20 protein-coding genes are annotated in these 17,939 nt (G+C 38.4%); 11 read left to right on the top strand and 9 right to left on the bottom strand.

Translation table 11 applies throughout. The features are described from left to right. Window positions 1-39 precede the first annotated feature (39 nt). Together FTV32_RS01350 and coq7 are read left to right on the top strand one after the other, a co-directional pair. Window positions 40-1,359 carry an MFS transporter gene (locus FTV32_RS01350; protein ID WP_179998246.1) on the top strand — a complete coding sequence of 440 codons (1,320 nt, stop codon included), beginning with the start codon at window positions 40-42 and terminating at the stop codon, window positions 1,357-1,359. Between the two features lie 4 nt (window positions 1,360-1,363). After that, window positions 1,364-1,999 carry a 2-polyprenyl-3-methyl-6-methoxy-1,4-benzoquinone monooxygenase gene (gene coq7, locus FTV32_RS01345; protein WP_035267094.1) on the top strand — a complete coding sequence of 212 codons (636 nt, stop codon included), beginning with the start codon at window positions 1,364-1,366 and terminating at the stop codon, window positions 1,997-1,999. 28 nt (window positions 2,000-2,027) lie between these two features. Here coq7 and FTV32_RS01340 read toward each other — a convergent pair whose 3' ends face one another. From FTV32_RS01340 to FTV32_RS01320, 5 genes are all read right to left on the bottom strand, one after another. Then, window positions 2,028-2,576: a DUF2799 domain-containing protein gene (locus FTV32_RS01340; protein WP_180027651.1), complete on the bottom strand. Its 549-nt coding sequence runs from the start codon at window positions 2,574-2,576 to the stop codon at window positions 2,028-2,030. Window positions 2,577-2,722: 146 nt separating this feature from the next. Further along, window positions 2,723-3,178, bottom strand: coding sequence for a 2-amino-4-hydroxy-6-hydroxymethyldihydropteridine diphosphokinase (locus FTV32_RS01335; RefSeq protein ID WP_373683270.1), 456 nt, complete (start codon window positions 3,176-3,178; stop codon window positions 2,723-2,725). Continuing rightward, window positions 3,135-3,515, bottom strand: coding sequence for a dihydroneopterin aldolase (gene folB, locus FTV32_RS01330; protein ID WP_180027650.1), 381 nt, complete (start codon window positions 3,513-3,515; stop codon window positions 3,135-3,137). The genes FTV32_RS01335 and folB overlap by 44 nt, the downstream gene beginning before the upstream one ends. A 119-nt stretch (window positions 3,516-3,634) precedes the next feature. Further along, window positions 3,635-4,933 (bottom strand): AarF/ABC1/UbiB kinase family protein, encoded by a 1,299-nt coding sequence (locus FTV32_RS01325; RefSeq protein ID WP_035267090.1) that lies wholly within the window; start codon window positions 4,931-4,933, stop codon window positions 3,635-3,637. A gap of 39 nt (window positions 4,934-4,972) precedes the next feature. After that, window positions 4,973-5,752, bottom strand: coding sequence for a HesA/MoeB/ThiF family protein (locus tag FTV32_RS01320; RefSeq protein WP_180027649.1), 780 nt, complete (start codon window positions 5,750-5,752; stop codon window positions 4,973-4,975). A gap of 240 nt (window positions 5,753-5,992) precedes the next feature. On the opposite strand from FTV32_RS01320, the gene FTV32_RS01315 reads away from it, so the two are divergent. Next, window positions 5,993-6,919 (top strand): N-acetylmuramoyl-L-alanine amidase, encoded by a 927-nt coding sequence (locus tag FTV32_RS01315; protein WP_180027648.1) that lies wholly within the window; start codon window positions 5,993-5,995, stop codon window positions 6,917-6,919. Window positions 6,920-6,977: 58 nt separating this feature from the next. Here FTV32_RS01315 and FTV32_RS01310 read toward each other — a convergent pair whose 3' ends face one another. Further along, entirely contained in the window at window positions 6,978-7,742 is a 765-nt protein-coding gene (locus FTV32_RS01310; protein WP_180027647.1) for a 3-hydroxyacyl-CoA dehydrogenase, read from the bottom strand. Window positions 7,743-8,024: 282 nt separating this feature from the next. On the opposite strand from FTV32_RS01310, the gene FTV32_RS01305 reads away from it, so the two are divergent. From FTV32_RS01305 to FTV32_RS01295, 3 genes are all read left to right on the top strand, one after another. After that, window positions 8,025-8,378, top strand: a complete 354-nt coding sequence (locus FTV32_RS01305) for a hypothetical protein (protein ID WP_180027646.1) — start codon at window positions 8,025-8,027, stop codon at window positions 8,376-8,378. A 293-nt stretch (window positions 8,379-8,671) separates the two neighbouring features. Beyond that, window positions 8,672-9,643, top strand: coding sequence for an aliphatic sulfonate ABC transporter substrate-binding protein (locus FTV32_RS01300; RefSeq protein ID WP_180027645.1), 972 nt, complete (start codon window positions 8,672-8,674; stop codon window positions 9,641-9,643). Continuing rightward, window positions 9,643-10,461, top strand: coding sequence for an ABC transporter permease (locus FTV32_RS01295; RefSeq protein WP_180027644.1), 819 nt, complete (start codon window positions 9,643-9,645; stop codon window positions 10,459-10,461). The genes FTV32_RS01300 and FTV32_RS01295 overlap by 1 nt, the downstream gene beginning before the upstream one ends. Before the next feature lie 37 nt (window positions 10,462-10,498). Here FTV32_RS01295 and prmC read toward each other — a convergent pair whose 3' ends face one another. Further along, window positions 10,499-11,317 carry a peptide chain release factor N(5)-glutamine methyltransferase gene (gene prmC, locus FTV32_RS01290; protein WP_180027643.1) on the bottom strand — a complete coding sequence of 273 codons (819 nt, stop codon included), beginning with the start codon at window positions 11,315-11,317 and terminating at the stop codon, window positions 10,499-10,501. After that, window positions 11,317-12,405, bottom strand: coding sequence for a peptide chain release factor 1 (gene prfA, locus FTV32_RS01285; protein WP_035267080.1), 1,089 nt, complete (start codon window positions 12,403-12,405; stop codon window positions 11,317-11,319). Before prfA ends, prmC begins: the two co-directional genes overlap by 1 nt. A 401-nt stretch (window positions 12,406-12,806) precedes the next feature. Here prfA and FTV32_RS01280 point away from each other — a divergent pair, with 401 nt between their 5' ends. From FTV32_RS01280 to FTV32_RS01260, 5 genes are all read left to right on the top strand, one after another. Beyond that, complete coding sequence (locus FTV32_RS01280; RefSeq protein ID WP_092766183.1) at window positions 12,807-13,235, top strand: glycine zipper 2TM domain-containing protein; 429 nt, start codon at window positions 12,807-12,809, stop codon at window positions 13,233-13,235. A gap of 201 nt (window positions 13,236-13,436) precedes the next feature. Then, window positions 13,437-13,943 (top strand): hypothetical protein, encoded by a 507-nt coding sequence (locus FTV32_RS01275; RefSeq protein ID WP_092766182.1) that lies wholly within the window; start codon window positions 13,437-13,439, stop codon window positions 13,941-13,943. Between the two features lie 131 nt (window positions 13,944-14,074). After that, window positions 14,075-15,079, top strand: coding sequence for an LLM class flavin-dependent oxidoreductase (locus tag FTV32_RS01270; RefSeq protein WP_180027642.1), 1,005 nt, complete (start codon window positions 14,075-14,077; stop codon window positions 15,077-15,079). Between the two features lie 289 nt (window positions 15,080-15,368). Further along, window positions 15,369-16,298: a ferritin-like domain-containing protein gene (locus FTV32_RS01265; protein ID WP_180027641.1), complete on the top strand. Its 930-nt coding sequence runs from the start codon at window positions 15,369-15,371 to the stop codon at window positions 16,296-16,298. A 20-nt stretch (window positions 16,299-16,318) separates the two neighbouring features. Further along, window positions 16,319-16,879: a flavoprotein gene (locus FTV32_RS01260; protein WP_180027640.1), complete on the top strand. Its 561-nt coding sequence runs from the start codon at window positions 16,319-16,321 to the stop codon at window positions 16,877-16,879. 163 nt (window positions 16,880-17,042) lie between these two features. Here the strand turns inward: FTV32_RS01260 and FTV32_RS01255 are convergent, their stop codons facing one another. Then, entirely contained in the window at window positions 17,043-17,879 is an 837-nt protein-coding gene (locus FTV32_RS01255; protein WP_035267069.1) for a pyruvate, water dikinase regulatory protein, read from the bottom strand. Window positions 17,880-17,939: the final 60 nt, after the last annotated feature.

Here is a 17,939-nt window from a genome sequence, read left to right as displayed (position 1 = left end):
ATCACATTTCTTAATAATTTTTAAAAAAGCTGAATTGTCATGCAAAAACAAGAGCATCTACTGAGTTCGCGCCGTTTTTTACCTATGTTTTTGACTCAATTTTTTGGAGCCTTAAACGATAATGTCTTTAAACAATCCTTATTGCTTGTCATTACCTATGGTTGGATTCAACAACAGACCGCAAGCGTAAGCACACTGAATAATCTAGCTGCACTTCTCTTTATTCTACCTTACTTCATTTTTTCAGCGACTGCAGGACAAATTGCAGACAAATACGAACGCTCTTTCTTGATTCGTAATATCAAATTGCTTGAAATCTTGATTATGCTGATTGGTACTGCTGGATTTTTACTCGGCAATTTATGGCTATTGTTATTTGCATTGTTCCTCATGGGTACACACAGTACCTTCTTCGGACCGATTAAATACGCCATTCTCCCTGAAATATTAAAACCGAATGAATTGATGTCGGGTAATGCTTTATTTCAATCAGGTACTTCCATTGCAATATTGATGGGGATGATCTTGGGTGGTGTAGTGATTTCAAACTCTGAAGGCAACTTAGTTTGGATCAGCCTGACGGTCGTGACCATCGCGATACTTGGTTATATTTGTAGTCGCTTCATTCTCAAACAAAAAGTCCGTGAAAATCATATCAATGTCGATTGGAATTTCTTTCGAACCAGTTTTCAAACCATACGTTATGCAAAAAGTTTACCCCTCATCTTTACCATTTTATTGGGTAATTCTTGGTATTGGTTTTACGGCGCGACTTATTTAACTCAAATTCCTCAAATGACTCAGCAAAATCTGCACGCCAATGAAAATGTGGTCAGCCTCCTCCTTACCTTTTTTTCTGTGGGTATTGGTGTAGGTTCATTGCTATGCCGAAAAATTGGTGGCTCAGAGGTCAATATTAAAATGGTGCCTATTGGTGCAGTAGGCTTAACCGTTTTCGCCTTCTATTTAGCAGGAAGTTTAGCCTTTGTTCCTGAAAGGACTGGCGATTTTATTGGCATATCAGACATGTTTAATTCTGGTATGATTTATTATCATGTGATGATTGCAGTTACTTTATTGGGGATCAGTGGTGGTTTTTATATTGTTCCGCTGTATGCCATGATGCAAGCCTATTCACCGTGTTCACATCGTGCTCGCGTAGTGGCTGCTAATAACATTATGAATGCAGTATTCATGGTGTCTTCTGCTATATTCTCCATTATTATTTTAAGTATCTTAAGTATTGATATTAAGATTCTATTCAGTATTACAGCGATATTGAGTGCTCTGTACACGATTTGGTTATTAACACGCTTAAAACCAATGTTAAAAAATGCTCAAATTGATTTAGAGGATTAAGGTTATGCGTCACTACACAGGTCTAGATAAATTTATCCACTCATTTGATCAAGCACTGCGTAGTTTGGTTCCAGGCACCACCACCTCACAACGTGAAAATCCAGCAAGTCAAGCAGAGACTCATCTCGCAGTGAGTGAAGCCAGGCATGTTGCTGGACTCATGCGTGTTAATCACAGTGGTGAAGTCTGTGCTCAAGCGCTTTATCACGGTCAAGCATTGACAGCTAAGTTGCCTAATGTTCGTCGTGAAATGGAGCATGCCGCGATTGAAGAACAAGATCATTTAGCATGGTGTGAAGATCGTTTAAAAGAGTTAGATAGTCATACAAGTCTACTTAATCCTGTATGGTATGGTCTTTCTTTTGGTATGGGTGCGATTGCAGGTATTGCTGGTGACAAATACAGTTTAGGCTTCGTTGCAGAAACTGAACGTCAAGTGAGTCTGCATCTGCAACACCATCTCGATCAACTCCCACCACATGATGCCCGCTCTCGTCAAATTTTGACACAGATGAATCATGATGAACTTCAGCATCGAGATACTGCACTAAATGCAGGTGGTGTGGAATTACCAGCTGCGGTCAAAATCGCAATGACGGGTATATCCAAACTCATGACCAAAACAAGTTATTATATTTAAAAAAAACGCGGCTCATGGGCCGCATTTTTTATAGATGATGGAATCGTCTAAACTTATTTAATTCACGCTCAGCATGATTGAAATTCAAATCTAACCGCAATTTATCCTGCTTTAAGGACTTTATTTTCTTAAGATACTCTTCCCGCTTTTCTTTGGTGATTTTGTCATCCAGCAAATAGTCTCGATATGTTTCAATTTCTGTATCTTTATCATCTTTGTCTTTCTTGGAACGATAGTACTGATCGGCCACATTATAAAAGGGTGCTAATTGGGCATGTAACTCTGATGGACAAACCCTATACCCACCTCTTCCATCCAAAGCTCCATCGAAAATAACTTCGGGTTGACAATATGAACGAAGCCCAAGTTGGTAACCTTTTTCATATAACTTGTGATCAGGTTCAATATTCACTTTTGAACAGGCTTTTTGATGTTTAACAATGCGATTCGAATAACCACTGCTTCCATCTTTTTCACCTATTTCCGACCATTGAGCAGTTCGACACTCTTGAGGGGAAAGCGTTGCACAACCTGAGAGGAACGCCAAAATTGCGCTTAACACAATAATTTTATACATCTTCTTGATATGGAGCTTATTTATTTTGAAGTGGCGTATTATAAAAATTAGTCCATTTAAAAGAAGCTGATTATTGTTACATCACAGCCTATTTCCGTATCAAAGACATATTTGATCAATGCTACCGATGGACTATTCGGCGAAACTCATCCTATTTTAGAAAATGAACCATCTAGTGACACTTGAGGAAAATGATGCGCTTCATGCTCAAATAATGGATTTTCCCAAATATCAAACATTGGAATTTTAACATCTAAGGCTAATGGCATTTTTTTTGGATTAAATTGCATATTTTGGAGCGTATTTCCCCATGCAATGAGATCTACATCCAAAGAAATATCATGTGACGGACGGACTCGACCAGAAGCTTTTTCCAGCGCTTTTAAAAGATTGGTAATTTCATTGACTTGCTGCTTTGATTCTAATAAACATGCAGCATTCCAATAATCTTGTCCAACACCATCTCGACAAGGTATGACATAGATGGGAGAACGCGTAATACAACCTAATGACGCAATTTGTTTTAATGCATTCACCAGATGATTATGCGGTTGGCTATTACTCGCCAATGCTAGCGCGTAAATCATTACGGTGTCTTTCAAGACGAATTCCTACTGAATTGGCTTGTGGAATAATGGCAGGCTTACGCACAGTAATTTGAATAGACTCAATTGCTGGATATTGGTCAAACAAAGCTTTGAGGACAATTTTTGCAGCAAATTCAATTAATTCAGGTTGAGCTTTTTGAATCGTCTGAGTCGCGATTTCACAAATTTCAGCATAATTTAAAGTATCAGCGAGAAGATCTGAATTTGATGCCTGCTCTAAATCAGTCGCAATATGAAGATCAAGCAATAATGGTTGAATGATTTGCCGTTCCCAGTCAAAACATCCGATGACTGTTTCAACTTTCAACCCTTCAATTAATATGGAATCCATCTTCAATCATGACCTTTTCGTAAACTATCAAACAGTGATAGCACACTTGACGGGAGGCGATAAAAGCAAATCCTCTTCTATTGAGGATTTGCTTTTATATTTTAACACTTGTTTAAGATTTAATGTTTCAACAAAAGATTAGGATCGATTGTTTGTACCATTTGTAAGCGCTGATCTGCATAAATATCAGTGTACGGCGCAAGAATTCTCATAAAACGATCAAAATAAAGCATTTGTTTAAACAGCAATGCGAAATCCCGTGGGAAACGGATGCCATGACGCTCACCTACAGCCACCATATCCATCATGATGTCATTTAAGTCGGCTGGATTAGATGACAGAATTTGCTGAGGATCAGCGGTGAGCACGCCACTGAATAATCGTTCTAAATCGTTTGCCAAAACTGTTGTATCAATTTGCGTATTGGTCATGCCCATTTTCAGCATATTTTCTGCCATCAATGGATAATTGGTATTTTGCAATGCATCCATGAAAGCAATACATGCAGTCCATACTTCAGGCTTTAATTGTCCCACAATACCAAAATCAATGAATCCAATGCGACCATCATCCAAAAGCATGAGGTTGCCTGCATGTAAATCTGCATGGAAACTTTCACACATCATCAAACTACCAAACCATGTGTTCATGGCAGTAATCAAAACCTGTGATGGGTCTTTGGAAACTTGACGAACCACATCAAAATCCGTCAACGGCACGCCATACAGACGCTGCATTGTCAGGACACGGCGTGTTGAATATTGATGATATACCTTTGGTGCAGTCGCTTTGGTATTTTGAGTAATGTGCAGATAATTAACAAAATCATCAATATTTTTTGCTTCTTCAATAAAATCAACTTCACGAACCATACGTGTTTTGATTTCTTCAACAATATCCGCAAGTGAAGCAAATTTTACTTTAGGAACTGCCTTCTCTAGAATCTTGGTCGCCCAATGTAGGACATTTAAATCCGTATAAAGGATGGTTTCAACACCAGGTTTTTGGACTTTGATCACGACATCTTCGCCGCTCACCAATTTAGCAGCATGCACTTGTGCGATCGAAGCAGAAGCTAATGGCGTTTCATCAATAGATGCGAAAATTTCACCTAAATCGCGACCCTCAAATTCAGCATTCAAAACACTTTCAATATAGCTAAATGGAAGTTTAGGTGTCTGATCTAAACATCCTTGAAACTCTTCAACATATTCACGTGGAAATAATGAAGGCGTACTGGCAATAAACTGTCCCAACTTAATATAAGTTGAACCAAGCGACTCGAAAGTTTCGCGCATTAATTTCGCATTACTCGGTTTTTCTGTCGCGTATTTAATCCCTGCTCGCGCAGCAATGACCGCAGTTTCACCTACACGGGCCACTGAGCGTAAACCATCTAACCAAATATTATTTTTCATAATGTCGATATTAAATTTCGATATGTTGAGTGTAGCAAATTAAATTGTCTTTGCGGATTGACTGCTGTGACAGATTTGACATTCTTTATCCTTGTCAAAATTCAAAATTCGCTGTTGCATGTTCAATCCATTCCATAGAAGGATCTTCTGTTTTAATGGTGTTAAATTTAACCCCAGATATAATAGCGCATGATGTGCTTGCATACTTGCCATCACGTTAGGAGTTGTTGCTAAAACTCCTGAATCTGCACACCTCAAACTCTCATCTGCATGATCTTGTTTTGGAAAAAGACATTCATAACACGCTGATTCACCATCCACCATAAATAACTGACCCTGCAAACCAATCGCAGATGCACTGATGAGTGGAACATTCGCATCCTTACACATTTGATTGACCAAATAACGGGTTTCAAAATTATCACAACCATCTAACACAAGATCTTGCTGTGTAATCAGTGCGGCAGCATTATTAAAATCAATTTTTGAAGTGATGTATTCAATCTTAATATAAGGATTAATTTGAGAAATTTTCTTGGATAAAACTTCAGCTTTGTAAAAACCCACATCATGATGATCAAAAGCAATTTGTCGCTGTAAATTACTGATTTCTACAGTATCAGCATCGATGAGTGTCAACTTACCTACACCTGCTCTTGCCAACAACTCTGCAGTCAAACACCCTATCCCACCACAACCAATAATAAGCACATTGGACAGTTTTAATCTTTCTTGTGCATCAATATCCCAATCCTCTAGTAATATTTGTCTTGCGTACAACTGTAGCTCAACATCACTCAGTTCAATGCTATCACTCACCTAAACACCCTGATTACATGCTTGTATAAGCCTATGATACCGAATAAATAAGCAGTCTATTCATACAATTCTGAAGATAATTTTTACCCTAGAAGATCTGTACCTTATTGTTACAATTCGAATAGGTTTGTTTAATTTTTATTATTTTATTTTTTAATATCAATAAACATAATCTCAATAATTGCTTCACTAGCAATTGATTTTAAAAACATCTAAATCCAATAAATGACAGTTATACTTATGAATAAAAAAATTTTAGCACTCGCTACATTATTAATGTCGAGTTTATTCCTGACGGCATGTAAAGATGAAAAGATCACCAACATTACATACGTCAATCAAGGTTCGGATACCCAACCAGAATATATAGAAAGCACGCTTTATGATCTGGACGAAGAGAACACTTCACCGAATCAAGACAATCGGCAAATGTTCTTGATTCTGCACTACACAGCAGTATCTAAAGACGAAACTCTAGCTTTGTTTAAAGATCCTAATTTCCCTGCCAGTAGTCACTATTTTGTACCCGAATTACCAACCAATGGTAAATTTACTGTGTACCGTCTTGTGCCTGATGATAAAAGAGCTTGGCATGCTGGCGCGAGTTCTTGGCAGACCAACAGTAGTTTGAATGCCTCGAGTATCGGAATTGAAATTGAAAATCTCGGTTTCCCTGCAGATGATGAACAACTCCCTTTGATGCAACGTCGATGGTATCCATTTTCATCAAAACAACAAATCGAAGTCCTTGCGGATATTATTTTAAAAATTACTAAAAAATACGAGATCAGACCCGACCGAATTTTGGGGCACAGTGATATTTCTCCAGGTCGTAAATTCGATCCAGGTCCGCTATTTCCTTGGAAACGTTTATATGAAGACTACAACATTGGTGCTTGGTACGATAACGACACTGTAAATTATTATCGTACCTATCATCCTTGGAAGAATGATATTGCTTCGTTACAAAGCAAATTGGCATTATACGGTTATAACATTCCTGTCACTGGTCAATATGATCAAGTCACTCAAAATATTGTATCCGCATTCCAAATGCATTTTTATCCTGAAAAATATGATGGTTTGGCGGATATTGAAACCGTAGCCCGCCTTGATGCATTACTTGAGAAGTATCGTAATGTAGCTCGTCCGGCGATTTCACCATAAAACATCTGAGATCAGTTTAGTCGTCTATTTGAGTGAAGACTAAACTGATTTTCATATATTATTTTGGCGCCATACGAATTGCGCCATCCAATCGAATCACTTCACCATTTAAATACGAATTTTCAAAGATATGTCCAACCAGTTTCGCAAATTCTTCAGGTTTGGCTAAACGTGGTGGGAATGGAACCATCTGTCCCAATGCATCCTGCACATTTTGCGGAAGACCTTTGAGCATCGGGGTTTCCATGATTCCTGGCGCAATAGTCATAACACGGATCTTTTCACGTGCTAACTCACGCGCCAATGGTAAAGTCATACCAACAACAGCGCCCTTGGATGCAGAATATGCAGCTTGACCAATTTGACCATCAAAAGCAGCAACTGAAGCCGTGTTCACAATGACACCACGTTCTTCCTCTTCCCCCGAAAGCGTATACTGTGACATTAATTGCGCAGCATATCGCAACATATTAAAGGTTCCACTGACGTTGATATTCAGCACTGTTTGGAACATATCTAAGGCATGCAGGCCATCACGACCAAGCACTTTAGCTGATGGTGCAATACCAGCACAGTTGATTAAACCATTTAATTGTCCATATTTTTCTTGTATGTGTGCAAAGAATGATTCAACTGCTTTTTCATCAGTTACATCTAGTTGAATAAATTCTGCACCAATTTCTTGACCCTTCTGCTCGTCCAAAGATGCATTCATATCAACAATTACGACTCGAGCACCCTGCTGTTGAAGATAAGCTGCTGTCGCCGCACCTAACCCAGAAGCGCCACCTGTAACAACAATCACTTTTCCTTGAATATTCATAAATCTCATTATCCTTTTTTTAGTTTTAGGTTGGCTTTAGGGTAATCTTCCTCCAATACGGATTCAATTTATTCAGTGACCAATTGGTATAAATAATTCAAAATAGATATAATTTAATATTTATTTTATATAAAAATAAATCACCCATGACAATTTTTTTTGCCTTAATGACATGATTTAAAAACCATACAGTCATCGTTATTCTTTTGAATTCGGCTAATATTTAGACTATTTTAATCTTATTCATTTCGGCATTTTGCCATATCTCCTAAAGGTTCAATCATGTTTAAAATGATCGATGTCTTAGAGCAAAATTTTGCTCAAACTTTCCCCCATGCACTTAATCAAGATTCAGATCAAATTACAGAGCAGCTTCAAATGAGCATTCTGAATGCATCTGAAATAGATTTAAAAAATGCAATCAATCAATTCCTAGACACTCAAGATGCAAGTGAAACTGCACTTGCATTAGATATTTCAACTGAGCGTCTTAATGAACTGAAATCTGGTATTGCGTTAAAAGATGCTTCAAAAATTTCGGACACTTTAAAGGTAGTAGCGCTATGCTTGGCTTTGGAGTCAGACTCATTAGACCTTCTTGAAGTGAGCGATATTTCAACTGAGTATTTCGTATAATGTGAGTATTGAGATCAAGCTGATATGGTTTGGTCTCATTTTCACTCTTAGCCTTGCTATATTAAATTATGTGACCTTCATCTCATTGCATTAATTTATATAAAGTTCTGATAAATCACTATATTTTCACAAAACCACAATATTTATAAAATATTGATTTGATTTCAATTTGTTAACTCATAATTTTAACTTTATCAAAATTTGTTCTTTTAATATCTCATTTTCTTTTTTGTCACAAATCACCTGAAAGGCTATTTATATCGAAAATTTAGCGAATTAAATCAGGTACTTTAATGAAAAAATCGATATCTCCATTGAAATTAGGACTGTTGGGTTTAGCAATTAGTGTTGTTCATAGTGGAGCCAATGCCGCACTTCCTAAGGAAATCAAACTGGATTATGCCTATTATGCTCCTACGAGCTTAGTGGTTAAAAATCAAAAGCTATTAGAAAAGGCTTTACCCAATACCAAAATCAAATGGGTATTTAGTCAAGGCAGTAATCGCTCCTTAGAATATCTCAATAGCGGCAGTGTTGATTTTGCTTCAACTGCTGGTCTTGCCGCTGTATTAAGTCGTGCCAATGGTAGCCCTGTTAAAACAGTTTATATCCAAAGCCAACCTGAATGGACAGCTTTAGTCGTGCCAAAAGACTCCCCGATTAAATCCTTAAAAGATCTAAAAGGTAAAAAAATTGCCGCAACAAAAGGAACTGACCCATTTTTATTTACGCTACAAGCTTTAGATACCGTTGGATTGAATAAAAAAGATGTACAGCTTGTTCATTTGCAACATCCAGATGGCAAAACGGCGTTAGAACGTAAACAAGTGGATGCTTGGGCTGGCTTAGACCCTTTGATGGCATCAGCTCAAGTTCAGTCGGGTGCAAAACTGCTTTATCGTAATGTAGGCTTTAATAGTTATAGCGTGTTAAGCGTCAAAGAGCCATTTACTCGATCTAGCCCAGAAGCAATTGAAGCCGTAATTAAAGCGTATGAGCAAGCACGTAAATGGGCAAAAGCCAATCCAGATAAACTGGCGCAGTTACTCGCCACTGAAGCTAAACTACCTTTAGAGGTTGCAAAACTTCAGCTTCAGCGTACTGACTTTAATCAAAACATTCCTACAGCCCAACATATTAATGCACTACAAAAATCCGGCAAAATCTTGACTGAAGAAGACTTAGTTCGTAAAGGAACAAATGTAAATCAAGTTGTTCAACAGTTATTTAATGCCTCATTCGCTCAAAAAGTGGTGACAAAATAATGGCGATCAGTGAAAAAGCGATTGAGCATCGGAATATCAATGTCCAATCACAACTGTCGACAAAAGGAAATAAATGGTTGAAAGGTATTTTCCTCCCTGTATTACTGGTACTGCTGTGTGAAATTTTGGTTCGAGGTGGTGTAGTTGAACCTTATCTGCTACCTGCACCAAGTAGCTTATTTGTTTCCCTGCAAGAATTTGCTCAGAATGATTTAGGTCAACATATTTGGGCAAGTACATGGCGAGTGTTTTTAGGGTTTGCTATTGGTAGTGGTTTAGCACTATTTTTTGCAGTTTTGGTTGGGCTCAATCGCCATGTAGAAGAGTTTATTGAACCGACCTTTTCTGCAATTAAGTCAATTCCTAGTCTTGCGTGGATTCCCCTCCTTTTGTTATGGCTTGGTATTGATGAATCCTCAAAAATCACCCTCATTGCGATTGGTGCTTTTTTTCCAACCTATACCAATACTGTGGCTGGTATTCATGGTGTCGACCGAAAATTGATTGAGTTGGCTCAAGTGTATAGACTGAATCGCTGGCAACAAATCTACCAAATCGTTGTACCCGCAGCTTCTCCATCTATCCTTACAGGCTTGCGCAATAGTTTGAGTTTAGCTTGGATGTTCATGATTGCCGCTGAACTCATTGCAGCAACGCAAGGTATTGGATATTTATTAAGCGATGGACGTGAAACATCGCGTCCAGATATTGTGATCATTGCTATTATTTTATTGGCAATATTGGGAAAAATCACGGATACCATAATGAAAGTATTTGAATCAAAATTATTGTTATGGCGTGATGTCATCAAAAGATGAATCAATAAAAAAGCGACCTAAAGTCGCTTTTTTATTTCTAATGAGGCCATTGTGCTAAAGTCACGCGATCGTTACCACCATAATCTTTAACGGTTCTCACTTTCTTATAACCTGCTTGACGAAATAGATGCTGAACAGCGTCTGCTTGATCATATCCATGTTCAAGTACCACCCAACCTTCAACAGTCAGATGCTTCTTGGCTTGTAAAATAATTTGCTCAAGATCCGCTAAACCTTTTTTATCAGAGATTAATGCACGTTGAGGCTCGGTCGCCAAATTGTGCATATGTTCATCTGCTGGATCAATATAAGGCGGATTAGACACAATGACATCAAAAAATTGACGCCCAAACGGTTTTAACCAACTGCCTAATACAAATTGAACCTGATCTAAGTCATGTTGCTCAGCATTAAATTTAGCGACTTCCAATGTAGGCTCATAAATATCGGTTGCTGTTAAAGACCAACTAGGACGCTCGGAAGCGAGTGACAATGCAATGGCGCCTGTGCCAGTTCCTAAATCTACAACGCGCGCATCCTCAGGTAACTCTAACTTTAAAACTGTCTCCACCAAAACTTCGGTGTCTGGTCTAGGCACCAACGTATCGGACGTCACTTTTAAGTCCAATGTCCAAAAAGGTTGCGAACCTGTGACATAAGCTAAAGGCTCACCTGCTTTAATCCGAGCAATCGCCTCTCGATACGCCTGCTCTTGTTCTGCAGTGAGCTCTTTATCCTTCTTCATCACCAAATCGAATGAATCGATTTTAGTGATATGTTCGAGCAACCAAGCATTTTCTTGACGCTCATAACTTTCAGGCTCACCACGCAGTGCAAGCGCTTGTTGAATGTTCATTAACCACCATTCTGCTGTGCAAGCATTGCCAATTGATCCGCTTGATATTCACGATGTAAGCTATCTAAAAGCTCAGTTAAATCTCCCTCCATCACTGCATCCAACTTATATAAAGTTAAGTTAATACGATGATCAGTCATACGACCCTGAGGATAATTATAGGTACGAATACGTTCTGAACGATCACCTGAACCCACCAAATCACGGCGCATTTCAGATGTCGCAGCATCAGCTGCTGCACGTTTAGCATTCTCAAGACGAGATGCCAATAATGCCATTGCCTTTGCTTTGTTCTTATGTTGTGAACGCTCTTCCTGACATTCAACAACAGTACCTGTCGGAATATGGGTGATTCGCACAGCAGAATCCGTTTTATTAACGTGCTGACCACCCGCCCCAGATGCACGATAAGTATCAATACGCAAGTCTGAAGGGTTAATATCTACAGTAGTATCAACATCAATTTCAGGAAGAATTGCAACGGTACAAGCTGACGTATGAACTCGACCTTGCGATTCAGTTGCAGGAACACGCTGAACTCGATGAGCACCGCTTTCAAACTTTAAGCGTCCGTAAACACCTTCACCATTAATTAAGCAAATAATTTCTTTGTAACCGCCATGTTCACCTTCATTTTCAGAAAGGATTTCGACACGCCAACCCTGTGATTCAGCATATTTACTGTACATACGGAATAAATCACCAGAGAAAATCGCAGCTTCATCGCCACCTGTCCCTGCACGTACTTCCAGATATGCAGAGTTCGCATCATTTGGATCTTTCGGAATCATCAGAATATTCAATTCTGCCTCTAAAGATTCAATTAATGCTTTATTTTCTTTAATTTCTTCTTGTGCCATTTCCTTAAAGTCAGGATCTGACAACATTGCTTCAGCCGTTACAATATCTTCTTCCGCTTGGGTATATTTTTTCCAAACAGTGGTGATTTCAGTCAAATCATTGTGTTCACGTGACAAATTACGGAAACGCTTATTGTCGGAAATGACTTCAACATCAGCCAATAGCGCTTCTAATTCTTCATGACGATCACAAAGTTGGTCTAATCGTAAACGTAACGATTCTTTCATGTTAAATAAAATCTCTAATACTGGATTAACTTAAGGACTGCCTTAAATTAATATTTCTAAAATTGCGAGTAGTTTAACGACTCTGACATTCAATTAACATATTTATATAGAATGACTTTGCAAAACCATTTTTCGATCCTTGTCACACCCAATTAATGGATAATCAAAAATTAGCTCCATAACTGCCAAGTTTAAAAAATGTTTACTGAATCAACTCTCCATAGTTTCTTCTTAATCAGCCCAATAATGCATATTGAATGATCAGCTGTAATATAAAAACAACATTGTGCAACCAAAACGTAAAACTCTAGGTTAACTTCTACATATTTAGCGCTTCAATTCTTGTTACATTGTGCTCAACGAATTATTACTCGTCCACGAACAAGGACATGGAGTCACACATGAAATTGAATACCCTATTAATGTCAGCCACCTTAGCCACTGCATCAATGTTCACGGTATCTGCACATGCAGACAGTACAGCGCGTGTCGCTGCTGCGAGTGCTTTAGGTAGTGTAGCAGGTACAGCAATTGGTAAAAACATGGGTGGTACAACAGGTGCAACTTTAGGTGCAGCACTTGGTGGTGCTGGTGGTGCTGCTGTTGCTAGTAATAAACGTAACCGTACTGAATCTGCTATTGGTGGTGCATTAGGTGGCGGTGCGGGTTATACCGTAGGTAATAGTATGGGTGGAACCAATGGCGGTTATATCGGCTCTGCTTTAGGTGCTGCTGGTGGTGCTGCTCTTGGTAACAAAATTGCGAAAGACAAAGCATATGATTCACGTCAAGATCGTAAATGGAAAAAGAAAAAACATAGTCGTCGTTAATATAATCTGATTGATAGTTTCCCCTTTGAATACTCTGTATTCACCTCGATGCGCCTTAGGGCGCATTTTTTTATTAACAAAATAATTATGGATAAATTAGGGAGAGAAAAATACAAACCAGCAACTTGCTCTCCCAAATGATTACAGAAATTTGGATTAAATTAAAACCATCAAATATAAGACTTCGACAAGGAGTTCACCATGAAATTTAATTCAAAATTATTTGCTGCTGCGATCGCAACTGCGGCCTTGAGTACAACAACTGCTTATGCTGATAGTTCGTCTAGAGTTGCCCTCACATCTGCTTTAGGTGGAGTCGTTGGTGCTGCGATTGGTCAACAAATGGGTGGCTCGACTGGAGCAATGATCGGATCAGCGATTGGTGGTGCTGGTGGCGCAGCTGCATCAGCGAACAAAAAAGATCGTAATGCTGCTGCAATTGGTGCTGCATTAGGTGGTGCTGGTGGTTACACCGTTGGTAATAATATGGGCGGAACAAATGCTGGTTATGCTGGGGCTGCATTAGGTTCAGCTGGTGGTTCAGTTTTGGGTAAAAAAGTGGCTGAAGACCGTCGCGAAGATGACTATAGAGATCGTTATGATCGCCGTGAAAGCGGTTATCGCAATTCAAACTATCGTTATAATGACCGTAATTACAGAAGTGACAATGGTCGTCATTTAGGCTGGTATAAAAACGGTAAACGCTAATCCCAAACTCTTAGAATTCAAGCGCTCAACTTAGAGCGCTTTTTTATTTACACTTATATCGTTTTTTTTCAATATACAAATACTCAAGTTCGTATTAACATCTTTATGAGTGTTCAAAAGAGTAGAAAGTTATGCGAAGCTTAAAAGATATCGAGTTTTCAGTATTGGAACTCGCTCCTGTACGTGATGATAAAACGATTGCTTTTTCACTACAGCATGCTTTGGAGTTAGCACAAAAAATCGAACAATTGGGTTTTAAACGACTGTGGCTTGCAGAACACCATAATATGGACGGTATCGCAAGCTCAGCTACAGCTGTATTATTAGGTTATATCCTTGCTAACACCTCCTCTTTAAAAGTAGGTTCTGGCGGAATCATGCTGCCTAATCACGCACCACTTGTTGTAGCAGAACAATTTGGAACACTAGCAACGCTTTATCCTGATCGAGTTGAGCTCGGACTAGGACGCGCACCAGGTACAGATCAATTGACCATGCGTGCCTTACGCCGAGGTCGTCAAGAGACTGAAGATCAATTTCCACAAGACGTGCTCGAAATTTTGAGCTATTTGGGAGATCCATCGCCACATCAAAGAATCAAAGCGACACCAGGTCAAGGAACACATGTTCCCGTATGGCTGTTAGGTTCTAGCTTATTTAGCGCACAATTGGCAGCTAAACTTGGCTTACCTTATTCTTTTGCTTCTCACTTTGCCCCTCGTATGCTGGGTCAAGCGATTCAACTTTACAGAGAAAACTTCGAACCTTCTGAATATTTGGATCGTCCTTATGTATCAATGGGCGTTCCAACTGTTGTAGCTAATACTGATGAAGAAGCTGAATACTTGGCTACTAGCGCTTATCAACGTGTATTAGGCTTAATGCGTGGGCAAAGCTTAAAACTCAAACCTCCAGTTAAATCAATGGATGGAATTTGGTCTGCTCCAGAAAAGATGTCAGTTGACAATTTTTACGCAATGGCTCAAATCGGATCACCAGAAACAGTGAAACAAGGTCTTGAACAACTACTGGTGCCTTATGATGTAGATGAGTTTATTTTTACCTGTGATATCTACGATACTGACAAACGTATTCAAAACTTTGAGTATTTAATGCAAATTAAGCAAAACGCTTAGATCGATAAGATCCTGAAATGATTGAGTAATGGTTTTGATTTCAAATCTGTTATTAATTACTCTTTCATTTCTTGAGTTTGTCAAACAACTATTGGCAATAAATGACATCGAATGTCCCTAAAAGACTATTCCAATGAAAAAATTCTTTTAACCAACAATATTAATTATTCATAATCAAATACTTAAAATTTGGCATTTTATATCAAACTAAAATAAGCACTTCTGCAAAATACATCACATTTTTAAGCGATAAAATTTCATGATTAAAAAATAAATACGGATGTATAACATGGCCTCTATCGACTTAGAAAAAATGTTGGATAAAGTAAAACATACTCAATGGACACTCTCGGATATTGACTGGGATGCTCCTGGCAAAGAATTAGTCACCGCAGAACAGTGGCCCAAGCTTAAAGATTTTATGGCTGATTTAATGTGGATCGAACATGTAGGTGCTCGTGCATTTTCTGCGATGTCAAAAAAAGCACCGACAGATACGCTTCGCGAAATGTATGCCATTTTCCACGCTGAGGAACAGCGTCACGCCAATGCCGAAATGGCACTGATGAAAAGATGGGGTATGCTTGAAGGCGATATTCCTAAACCCAATAAAAATTTAAGACTGATTATCGAATGGCTCGACACTTATGCTGATGAAATGCCCTTCTATATTCTAGGTGCTGTCATTCCGATGCTGGAAGTCGCTCTTGATGGTGCACTTTGTACATTCCTATTGGATACTGTAGAAGACCCAGTTTGCCATCAAGCTTTTAAACTGATTAATGGCGATGAAGCTCGTCATTTAGGTGTTGGATTTAGTGTCATGGAAGATCAAGGCTACAATAAAACCTTTATTGAGCTTTCTAAAATGGCAGCGCGAGTTGTAGATCCACGTTTATTACTTGGTATTCTTGCCTACTTACCACTCATTAATAAAATGCGTGATAATGTGATTAAACTAGGTCTGCCAGAAGAAAAGCTCTATGCAGCGATGCACAAATTTGCTCGAATAGGTGGACGTACTGCAGAAGGTCGTCGTAATCCTTGGTATCAAATTATTAACTTCCATGCACGAAGTGCCATGAACCGACGTAATAAATGGTTTCATATCCCTGTCGACACTATGGTAAAAATGACTGATAAGATTCCAGAAAAATCTTTACCTAAAATCCCATCTTGGATATATGAATTAACTGCAGAACCAAAAGCAACCCACTAAAACAATAATTAGGTACAGAAATGAAAAAAAGGAATAAAGCCCACACGGATTCGTTCTTTCATAATGAAGCTGAGTATTTTTCCAACTTTAAAGGAAAAATTATCTCAGCTGAGGACATCAAACAAACCGATTTTTCAGGATTAAAGGTCGCGATTATTGGTGCCAATCAAATGTCAGTTTCACATTTAGATGTGGTTTGTCAAAATGCGCTATTCGTCAAAGTATTTCAAATGACACCTCATTTCGTTTTGCCACACACTGAAAAAGGGATTCAAAAAATTATTGCTCATCCCCTCATCGCTAAAAATAAACGATTATTTAATCAGCGAATTAAGACGACATTGGCAATACGATATTTAGATTCTCAGATTTCAGATACTTGGTTAAAAAGACAATTGATGCCAAATCCAGCTTCGTCGCAAAAAATATTTTTTAAATCCGATCATTATTACAGCGCCTTACAGCGAGAAAACTGTAAATTGATCACATGGCCAGTCATGAAAATTACTGAAAATGCCGTTCAAAGTATGGAAGGAATCGAACACTTAGTAGATATTATTATTACAACGTACGAAAAATAACCACCATTTAGTAGATAAATGCGATTATAAATTACATTTTATGATGAAATTATAGACACTTGAATTATATAATTTTTGAATTTTATGAGTATTTATGACGATTAATCTCTTAATAAAAAGAAGCACAGCTAGTGCTTCTTTTTTTTAAATTAGATTTACCGATTTAACCAATCCGGCGTTTCAAGCCTGTCATTTGCAATACTCGTGTTGAGATTTCTTCAATCGACATTTCTGAAACATTTAGATATTTAATCCCTTCAGAAATATAAATACCTTCGATTGCACGCAATTCCATCTGACATTGGCTAAAACTTGCATAACGACTGTTGGCTTTGCGTTCAGATCGAATTGCCACCAAACGATCAGCATCAATCATTAATCCAAACAATTTATGCTTATGTGGACGTAAAACTGCTGGCAAACGGTTGTCATCCAAATCTTCTTCAGTTAACGGATAGTTCGCAACTCGAATACCAAATTGTAATGACAAATAAATTGAGGTCGGTGTTTTACCAGAACGCGACACTCCTATCAAAATTAAGTCCGCTTTATCATAGTGTCTTGTACGTGCGCCATCATCATTATCCAGCGCGAAATGTACAGCATCAATACGTGCCTTATAAGACTCAGAATCAGTCACAGCATGCGTTTGTCCGACTAAAGTTGTAGGGGCTGTTCCAAGCACCTCAGATAGCTTACTAATTAACCCTTCAAAAACATCTAAATTAACCGCATTTGCCGTATTGATGATATCCCGAACATAGGGATCCACAAGAGTATCAAAGACAAGAGGTTGTTGGCCATCAGACTCTGCGCGCGCGTTAATCTCTGCAACGACGTTCATTGCGGCTTCTTCTGTAGTGATATACGGAATGATATGAATATCAAAATCGACATGAGGAAATTGAGCCAATAAAGAATGCCCGAGTGTTTCAGCCGTAATGGCAGTACCATCGGAAATAAAAAAAACACTTCGTTTAATATCTTTACTTTCTGCCATTAAATTAATCCTCAAATATTTGTCTAAGTACTATATAATCTTTATAGTAAACCGATCTTA

The organism is Acinetobacter sp. YH16032, from assembly GCF_013417345.1.
Classification (GTDB): domain Bacteria; phylum Pseudomonadota; class Gammaproteobacteria; order Pseudomonadales; family Moraxellaceae; genus Acinetobacter.
This window is presented reverse-complemented; position numbering and strand designations above follow the sequence as displayed.